This window comes from Streptomyces sp. NPDC042638 (assembly GCF_040647235.1).
Lineage (GTDB): Bacteria > Actinomycetota > Actinomycetes > Streptomycetales > Streptomycetaceae > Streptomyces > Streptomyces rameus.
This window is the reverse complement of record NZ_JBEZBT010000107.1, coordinates 1-10162: the sequence shown is the minus strand read 5'-3', so window position 1 is coordinate 10162 and position 10162 is coordinate 1. Positions and strand designations below refer to the sequence as shown.

Here is a 10162-nt window from a genome sequence, read left to right as displayed (position 1 = left end):
CACGCAGGCCGCCGCGGGTGTCGCGGGCGTCATCAAGATGGTGATGGCGATGCGCAACGGCGTGCTCCCCAGGACCCTGCACGTGGACCAGCCGTCCACCAAGGTCGACTGGGACGCCGGACACGTACGGCTGCTGACGGAAGCGCGGGACTGGCCACGGCCGGGCCGCCCCCGCCGGGCCGGTGTGTCCTCGTTCGGCATCTCCGGCACCAACGCCCACGTCATCCTCGAACAGGCACCGCCCGCCCCCGCCGAGCCCGCGCCCGCCGGACCCCAGGGCCCCGCCGTCCCGTGGCTGCTCACCGCCAGGACGCCCGCCGCGCTCGCGGGCCAGGCCGCCGCCCTCCTCGGCCACCTCGACACCCACCCCGGGCTGGACCCGTCCGACGTCGGCTGGTCCCTGGCCACCACCCGCGCCCGCTTCGCGCACCGGGCCGCGATCACCGGAGAGGACCCGGCCGAACTGCGCGGCGCCCTGGCCGCGCTGGCCGACGGCGGCACCGCGCGCAACCTCCTCCAGGGCACCGCGGCCGGCCGTGCCCGGCCGGTGTTCGTCTTCCCCGGCCAGGGCTCCCAGTGGTCCGGCATGGCCACCGCACTCCTCGACGACTCCCCGGTGTTCGCCGCCCGCATGGCCGAGTGCGCCGCCGCCCTGGCGCCCCACACCGACTGGGACTTCCACACCGAGCTGCGCGGCGGCCTCGACCGCGTCGACGTCGTCCAGCCGCTGCTGTGGGCCGTCATGGTGTCCCTCGCACACACCTGGAGCGCCTACGGCGTCACCCCGGCCGCCGTCATCGGCCACTCCCAGGGAGAGATCGCCGCCGCCTGCGCCGTCGGCGCCCTGTCCCTGGAGGACGGCGCCCGCGTCGTCGCCCTGCGCTCCCAGGCCATCGCCGAACTGCTGTCCGGCTCGGGCGGCATGATGTCCGTCGGCGAGGGCGCCGACGCGGTCCGGGCCCGGCTCGCCGCCTGGGACGGCCGGCTGTCCGTCGCCGCCGTCAACGGCGCCGCCTCCACCGTGGTGTCCGGAGACTCCGACGCCCTCGACGAACTCCTCACCCTGCTGCGCGCGGAGAAGGTCCGCGCCAAGCGCCTGCCCGTCGACTACGCCTCCCACAGCGCCCACGTGGAGACCCTGCGCGAGCGGCTGGCGGACGTCCTCGCCGGCATCGAGCCGCGCGCCACGCAGGTCCCGTTCTACTCCACCGTCACCGGCGGGCCGGTCGACACCACCGAACTCGACGCCGCCTACTGGTACACCAACCTGCGCGGCACCGTGCTGTTCGAGCAGGCCGTGCGCGCCGCCGTCGCCGACGGACACCAGCTGTTCATCGAGTCCAGCCCGCACCCGGTGCTGACCCTCGGGATCCAGGAGACCGACGACGCCGTGGCGGCCGTAGGCTCCCTGCGCCGCGACGAGGGCGGCCGGCACCGGCTGCTGACCGCGCTGGGCGAGGCGTTCACCCACGGCGCGAACGTCGACTGGAACGCCGTCGCGGAGGGCCGCCGCGCGCGCCGGGTGCCCTTGCCCGGCTACGCCTTCCAGCACGAGTGGTACTGGCTCGACTCCACCGCGAGCGGCGCCGACGTCACCTCCGCCGGCCTCGCCCCCACCGACCACGCCCTGCTGGGCGCCGCGATGGTACGGGCGGACAGCGAGGGCGCCGTGCTGACCGGCCGCCTCTCCCCGGGCACCCAGCCCTGGCTGGAGGACCACCGGGTCGGCGGCCGGCTGCTCTTCCCCGGCACCGGGCACCTGGAACTCGCGCTGCGCGCCGGCGACCAGGTCGGCTGCGGCGACATCGCCGAACTCACCCTGCACGCACCCCTGGTGCTGCCCGACCACGGCGCCGTCCAGCTCCAGGTCACCGTCGGGCCGCCCGAGGGGGACACCCGCCCGGTCACCATCTGGTCGCGTCCGGAGAGCCCCGACGAGGAACTGCCGTGGACCCGGCACGCCGACGGCCTGCTCGCCCCGACCGGCAGCCTCCCGGCGGCCGAGGACCCGCTCACCGCCTGGCCCCCGCAGCACGCCGAACCCGTCCCGCTCGACGGCCTGTACGACGAACTCGCCGCGCTCGGCCTCGGCTACGGGCCGCTGTTCCAGGGCCTTCGGGCCGCCTGGCGCGCCGCGGACGGCCTGTACGCGGAAGTCGCCACCGACGCGGCGCCCGACGGCTTCGGGCTGCACCCGGCCCTGTCGGACGCCGCCCTGCACACCGTCGGCCTCACCGACGCCGCGGGCGACGAGGCCCTGCTGCCGTTCGCCTGGTCCGGGGTACGGCTGTACGCCACCGGCGCGACCGGGCTGCGGGTCCGGGTCCGGCCGGCCGGCGAGGGCACCGTCTCGCTCACCCTCGCCGACCCCACGGGCGCGCCCGTCGCCTCCGTCGAGTCGCTCACCCTGCGGCCCCTGCGGACCGAGGCGCTCACCGAGGCGGCCCGCTCGGCCCGCTCGGGCGCGCTGTACCGGGTCGACTGGGTGCCGGCCCCGGCGGCCACGACGACCGCCGCGGCACCGGAGGTGCTGCGCGCCCCGGCCGGGACCGACGCCACCGCGACCCGGGCGGCCGTCGGCACGGTCCTCGACGCCCTGCGCGCCCGGCTCGCCGACGAACACCGCACCGACACGACCCTGGTCGTGGTCACCGGCACCGACCCGGCGGGAGCCGCGGCCGGCGGTCTGGTCCGCTCGGCCCAGTCGGAGAACCCCGGCCGCATCGTGCTGGTCGAGGCCGACGAGGAACCGGCATCCGAACGCCTCGCCGAGGCGGTGGCCACCGGAGAGCCGCACCTGGCCTTCCGCGACGGCGCCTGGCAGGTGCCGAGGCTGACGCGCATCACCGAGGAGGCAGCGGACACCGGCGAGGGCGACGGCCCGAGCGGCGGCACCGGAACCGGTCTGGGCGCCGGCACCGTCATGCTCACCGGCGCCACCGGCGCCCTCGGCCGGATCCTCGCCCGTCACCTGGTCACCCGACGCCACGTCCGGCACCTGCTGCTGCTCAGCCGCAGCGGCGCCACCGGTGACCTCGCCGCCGAACTCACCGCCCTCGGCGCCGAGGTGACCAGCGTCGCCTGTGACGTCGCCGACCGTGCCGCGCTCGCCGCCGTGCTGGACGCCGTACCGGCCGACCGGCCGCTGACCGCCGTGATCCACGCGGCCGGCGTCCTCGCCGACGGCCTGCTCACCTCCCTGACCCCGGAGCGGCTCGACGCGGTGTTCCGGCCGAAGGTCGACGCCGCCTGGAACCTGCACGAACTCACCGCGGACCTCGGCCTGTCGGCGTTCGTGCTGTTCTCCTCGTCCGCCGCCACGCTCGGCTCACCGGGCCAGGCCAACTACGCCGCCGCCAACGCCTACCTCGACGCGCTCGCCGTACACCGCCGCACCCTCGGGCTGCCCGCGCACTCCCTGGCCTGGGGGCTGTGGGCGCAGGCCGGGGGGATGACCGGCACGCTCGACGAGGCGGACCTCACCCGCATCGCCCGCGGCGGCGTCGCCCCGCTGGCGACCGAGGAGGGCGTCGCCCTGTTCGACACCGCCGTGCGCGGCGCCGACCCGGCCGTCCTGCCGGTGAAGCTGGACACGGCCTCCCTGCGCGCCCAGGGCGAGGCCCTGGCCCCGCTGTTCCGCGGTCTGGTACCCGTACGCCGGGCAGGTGCGGCCACCGGGCCGAGCGCCGCCGGCGGCGCCGACGCCCTGCGGGACCGGCTCGCCGGACTGCTGGAGGCGGAGCGCGAACCGTTCCTCACCGAACTCGTGCAGAGCCATGTCGCGACCATCCTCGGCTACCGCTCCGCCCAGGACGTCGGCCGCACCCTGGCCTTCCGGGAACTCGGCTTCGACTCCCTGGCCGCCGTGGAACTGCGCAACCGGCTCAACGCGGCCACCGGCCTCCGGCTGCCCGCCACCCTCGTGTTCGACCACCCCACCCCGAGCGAACTCGCCCGCCGCCTGCTCGGCGACCTCACCGGCACCCTCGCCGAGGCGACCGTCCGCACCGCGCACCGGCCGGGCGCCGACGACGAACCGATCGCCGTCATCGGCATGGCCTGCCGCTTCCCCGGCGGCATCGCCTCACCGGAGGACCTGTGGCGGCTGGTGGCCGAAGGCCGGGACGCCGTCGGGGAGTTCCCCGCCGACCGGGGCTGGGACGTGGAGAACCTCTACGACCCGACACTGGACCGGCCGGGCACCAGCTACACCCGGCACGGCGCCTTCCTGTACGACGCCCCCGACTTCGACCCCGCGTTCTTCGCCATGGACGAGGAGGAGGCCGAGGTCACCGACCCCCAGCAGCGGCTGCTGCTGGAGACCTCCTGGGAGGCGCTGGAGCGCGCCTCCATCGACCCCGCCGGGCTGCGCGGTTCCGACACCGGCGTGTTCGCGGGCGTCATGTACCACGACTACTTCGGCAGCTTCGGCTCCGGCAGCGTCGTCTCCGGCCGCGTCGCCTACACCCTGGGCCTGGAGGGACCCACCCTCTCCGTCGACACCGCCTGCTCCTCGTCGCTGGTCGCACTGCACCTGGCAGCCCAGTCGCTGCGGCAGGGCGACTGCTCGCTGGCGCTGGCCGGGGGAGTGACCGTCATGGCCACCCCGGGCACCTTCGTGGAGTTCAGCCGGCACCGGGGCCTCGCCCGGGACGGCCGCTGCAAGCCCTTCGCGGACGCCGCCGACGGCACCGGCTTCGGCGAGGGCGCCGGCGTCCTGCTGCTGGAACGGCTCTCCGACGCCCGCCGCAACGGCCGGCGGATCCTCGCCGTGCTGCGCGGCACCGCCGTCAACCAGGACGGCGCCTCCAACGGCATCAGCGCCCCCAGCGGCCCCGCCCAGCAGCGCGTCATCCGCCGCGCCCTGGCGGCGGCCGGCGTCCCGGCGGCCGAGGTCGACGTGGTCGAGGCCCATGGCACCGGCACCACCCTCGGCGACCCCATCGAGGCCCAGGCCCTGATCGCCACCTACGGTGCCGAACACACCGAGGACCAGCCGCTGTGGCTCGGCTCGGTCAAGTCCAACCTGGGCCACACCCAGGCAGCCGCCGGTGTCGCCGGCGTCATCAAGATGATCGAGGCCCTGCGCCACGAGACCCTGCCCGCCAGCCTGGGCGTCGACCGGCCCTCCCGGCACGTGGAGTGGGAGGGCGCGGGCGTCCGGCTGCTCACCGAGAACCGTCCCTGGCCCGACCCGGGCCGCCCGCGCCGCGCCGGCATCTCCTCCTTCGGCATCTCCGGCACCAACGCCCATGTGATCGTCGAGGCCCCGCCCGCCGCCGACCCCGCCGAGGAGACCGGCGCCCCCACGACCGACACCGTGCCGTGGCTGCTCTCCGGCCACACCCCGGACGCCCTGCGCGCCCAGGCCGCCCGGCTGCTGGAGCACCTGTCCGCCGCGCCGGACACCGACCCGCACCGCCTCGCCGGCGCGCTCGCCCACGCCCGCACCCGGCTCGCCCACCGGGCCGCCCTGCTCGGCCGCACCCCCGGCGAACTGACCGAGGGCGTCCGGGCCGTGGCCGAGGGCCGCACACCCCGGGCCGGCGTCCTCGGCACCGCCACCGACGGCCGGCTCGCCCTCCTCTTCTCCGGCCAGGGCTCGCAGCTGCCGGGCATGGGAAGCCGCCTCGCCACCGCGTTCCCCGTCTTCGCCACCGCGTTCGACGAGGTCCGCGCCCATCTGGACCCGCTGCTGGACCGGCCGCTCGCCGACGTCCTGGACTCCGCCGAGCTGCTGGAGCGCACCGAGTACACCCAGCCCGCGCTGTTCGCCGTGGAAGTCGCCCTGTACCGGCTGCTGGAGTCGTTCGGCGTCCGGCCCGACCTGCTCGCCGGGCACTCCGTCGGCGAGTTCGCCGCCGCCCATGTCGCGGGCGTGCTCGGCCTGAAGGACGCCTGCGCCCTCGTCGCCGCCCGCGGACGCCTGATGCAGGCCCTGCCCGAGGGCGGCGCGATGATCGCCGTACGCGCCACCGAGGACGAGGTCGCGCCCCTGCTGGGCGACGGCGTCGGGATCGCCGCCGTCAACGGGCCCGCCTCCGTCGTCGTCTCGGGCCCCGCCGGACCGGCCCGCGCGCTGGCCGCCCGCTTCGAGCGCAGCAGGGAGCTGGCCGTCAGCCACGCCTTCCACTCGGCCCTGATGGAGCCGATGCTGGCGGAGTTCCGCGAGATCGCCGCAGCGGTGTCGTACGGAACGCTGCGCATACCGCTGGTGTCCACCCTCACCGGGGCCCCGGCCGCCCCCGACGAGCTGTCCACGCCCGAGTACTGGGTACGGCACGCCCGGCAGGCCGTCCGCTTCGCCGACGCCGTCACCGCCCTGCACGACGCCGGCGCAACGCACTTCGCCGAGGTCGGCCCGGGCGGCGCGCTGACCGCCGCGGCCGGCGAGTGCCTGCCCGACGGGACGGCCGTCGTCCCGCTGCTGCGCAAGGACCGCGAGGAGACCGACGCCCTGCTCACCGGGCTCGCCGCCCTGCACGTGCACGGCCGCGCCGTCGACTGGACGGCCCTGCTGCCCCACCGCGACGGCTCGGACCTGCCCACCTACGCCTTCCAGCGCAGCCGCTACTGGATGACCGGCGACCTCGCCCTGCCGCGCCCCGCCGCCGACCACCCCCTGCTCGGCACCGCCGTCGAACTCGCCGGCGCCGACGGCACCCTGTACACCGGCCGGCTCTCCCTCGCCGACCACCCGTGGCTGGCCGACCACCGCGTGGGCGGCGTGCCGCTGCTGCCGGGCACCGCCTTCGTCGAGATGGCCCTCGCCGCCGGGGCACGCGTCGGCTGCGGCTCGGTGGAGGACCTGACCGTCACCGAACCGCTGGCCCTGCCCGAGGACGGCGCCGTCCGCCTCCAGTGCACGGTCGGCGAACCGGACGCGACCGGCGCCCGCGCCTTCCGCGTGTACGCCGCCACGGCCGACGGCGACCCGTGGACCACGCACGCCACCGGCGTACTGCGGCCCGCCGAGGCGGCCCCCGGCCACGACCTCACCGCCTGGCCGCCGCCCGGCGCCGAACCGGTCGGCCTGGACGGCGTCTACGAGCGGCTGGCCGAGCTGGGCGCCGAGTACGGTCCGCGTTTCCAGGGGCTGCGCGCGGCCTGGCGGCACGGCGACGAGGCGTACGCCGAGGTCGCCGTCCCCGCCGACACCGCCGCGTTCGGCCTGCACCCGGCGCTGTTCGACGCCGCCCTGCACACCATCGGGCTGCGCGCGGGTGCCGGGGAACGCATGACGCTGCCCTTCGCCTGGAACGGAGTGGAGCTGTACGAGCGCGGCGCCGCGGCCCTGCGGGTGCGGATCGCCCCGGCCGGCACCGGCGCGGTGCGCATCGAGGCCGCCGACGGGACCGGCCGGCCGGTGGCCCGGGTGGCGTCGCTGTCACTGCGGGAGGTGGACCCGGAGCGGATCGCCGCGGCCGCGGCGGGCGGTCACGAGGACCTGTTCGCCCTCGACTGGGCGCCCGTCCCGGTGCCCGCGGCGCCGCAGGCCGGGCGGTGGACCGTACTCGGCCCCGGCCGCGAGGAACTGGCCGGCGCCCTGGCCGGCGAGGTCGCGGAGGTCGGCGTCGCCGCCGGCCTGGCCGAGGCAGCGGAGCAGGCCCCCGACACCCTGGTCGTCGTGCACACCGGCGGTGCCGGGGCGGACACGATCCGGGCGGGCGTCGGCGCGCTTCTCGCCCGCGTCCAGGACTGGCTGGCCGACGCCCGGTTCACCGACACCACCCTCGTGGTGGCGACGCGCGGAGCGACCGGCCCGGGAGGCGTCACCGACCCCGGCGCCGCCGCCGCGTGGGGCCTGATCCGCTCCGCCCAGTCCGAGCACCCCGGCCGCCTGGTCCTCGCCGACCTCGACGACACGGACGCCTCCCGGCGCCTGCTGCCGTCGGCAGTCGCCTCGGGCGAGCCCCAACTGGCGCTGCGCGAGGGCATGGTGAGCGTCCCCCGGCTGGTGCGCGCCCCGCGCCTGACCGACCCCGGGCCGGCCGGGCTCTCCGGCGGCGTCCTCGTCACCGGCGGCACCGGCGCCCTGGGCCGGCTGGTCGCCCGGCACCTGGTCACCGCGCACGGCGCCGAACGGCTGGTGCTGCTCAGCCGCAGCGGACCCGAGGCACCCGGCGCGGCCGGGCTGTGCGAGGAACTGACCGCGCTCGGCGCGCGGGTGACCGTCGTCGCCTGCGACGCCGCCGACCGCACCGCGCTCGCCCGGGTACTGGACGAGCACCCGGTCTCCGCGGTGGTGCACACCGCCGGTGTGCTCGCCGACGCCGTCCTGACCTCGCTCACGCCCGAGCGGCTGGACGCCGTGCTGCGGCCGAAGCTGGACGCCGCCTGGCACCTGCACGAACTGACCCGCGAGCGGCCCCTGACGGCGTTCGTGCTGTTCTCCTCCGCGGCCGGCCTGCTCGGCAGCCCCGGCCAGTCCGGCTACGCCGCCGGCAACACCTTCCTGGACGCCCTCGCCGCACACCGCCGCTCGCTCGGGCTGCCCGCGGTCTCCCTCGCCTGGGGCGCCTGGGCGGGCAGCGGCGGCATGGCCGACCGGCTCGGCGACACCGACGCCCGCCGTATGGCCTCCGGCGGCGTGCTCGCCCTCGACGCGGAGGCCGGGCTCGCCCTGTTCGACACGGCGGTGGGCCGCGACGAAGCGGTCCTGCTGCCGGCCCGCCTGGACCTCGCCCCGCGGGAGGCCGCCCGCGTCGCCCCGCTGCTGCGCTCCCTGGTGCGCGCACCCCGCCGTACCGGGCCCGGGACCTCGGCCGCCGCGTCGGAACTGCGCCGCGAACTGGCCGACCTCGCGCCCGGGGACCGTACCGGACGGCTGCTGCGGCTGGTCCGGGACGAGGCCCGCTCGGTGCTCGGCATCGAGGAGTTCGACAACGAACTGCCCTTCAAGGACCTCGGGTTCGACTCGCTGACCGCCGTCGAGTTCCGCAACCGGCTCAACGAGGCCACCGGCCTGAGGCTCACCGCCACGCTCGTCTTCGACCACCCGACCCCGGCCGCGCTCGCCGACCACCTCACCGCCGAACTGGCCCCGCGCACCGGCGACGCCCCGCGCGAGGAGGAGGACACCGTGCGGGCCGCGCTCGCCGCCATCCCGGTGGCACGCCTGCGCGAGGCCGGTCTGCTGGACGGCCTGCTGGCACTCGCCGGACTGCGGCCCCCGACGGAGCCGGGCACGGCCGGCGGACCCGGCCGCGCGCCGATCGACGCGATGGACGCCGAGAGCCTGATCAGCATGGCGCTCGACGATCTCGTCGGTGACGACGACTCCCTGTGACGACGCCCGCGACAAGGAAGAGGACCATGGCCGAGTCCGAGAAGCCGGACACCAGGATGGTCGAGGCGCTGCGCGCCTCACTGAAGGAGATCGAGCGGCTGCGGGAACGCAACCGCGAGCTGACCGCGGCGACCCGGGAACCGGTCGCGATCGTCGGCATGGCCTGCCGCTACCCGGGCGGTGTCCGGTCCCCCGAGGACCTGTGGCGCCTGGTCGCCGAGGGCCGGGAAGGCATCACCGGGTTCCCCGACGACCGCGGCTGGGACCCGGACCTGTACGACCCGGAACCGGGCACACCCGGCCGCTCCTACACCCGCGAGGGCGGGTTCCTGCACGACGCGGGGGAGTTCGACGCCGCGTTCTTCGGCATCAGCCCGAACGAGGCCCTCGTGATGGACCCCCAGCAGCGGCTGCTGCTCGAAGGGTCCTGGGAGGCGCTGGAGCACGCCGGCATCGACCCCGCCTCGCTGCGCGGCAGCCGCACCGGTGTGTTCGCGGGCGTGATGTACCACGACTACTTCGGCAGCTTCGGCTCCGGAAGCATCGTCTCCGGCCGCGTCGCCTACACCCTGGGCCTGGAGGGACCCACCCTCTCCGTCGACACCGCCTGCTCCTCGTCGCTCGTCACGCTGCACCTGGCCGCGCAGGCGCTGCGGCAGGGCGAGTGCACCCTGGCGCTGGCCGGGGGAGTGACGGTGATGGCATCGCCGGGCACCTACGTGGAGTTCAGCCGGCAGGGCGCCCTCTCTCCCGACGGCCGTTGCCGCTCCTTCGCCGACGACGCGGCCGGCACCGGGTTCTCCGAGGGGCTGGGCGTCCTCGTCCTGGAGCGGCTGTCGGACGCGCGGGCCAACGGGCATCCGGTGCTGGCCG

2 protein-coding genes are annotated in these 10162 nt (G+C 76.7%); both read left to right on the top strand.

From position 1 onward, the window contains the following. Positions 1 to 9289 (top strand): type I polyketide synthase (locus tag AB0B40_RS37365; RefSeq protein WP_362268055.1); only part of this gene is annotated, 9289 nt, incomplete at its 5' end. 26 nt (positions 9290 to 9315) lie between these two features. Next, positions 9316 to 10162: beta-ketoacyl synthase N-terminal-like domain-containing protein (locus tag AB0B40_RS37360; protein ID WP_362268054.1), on the top strand; the 847-nt coding region annotated here is incomplete at its 3' end.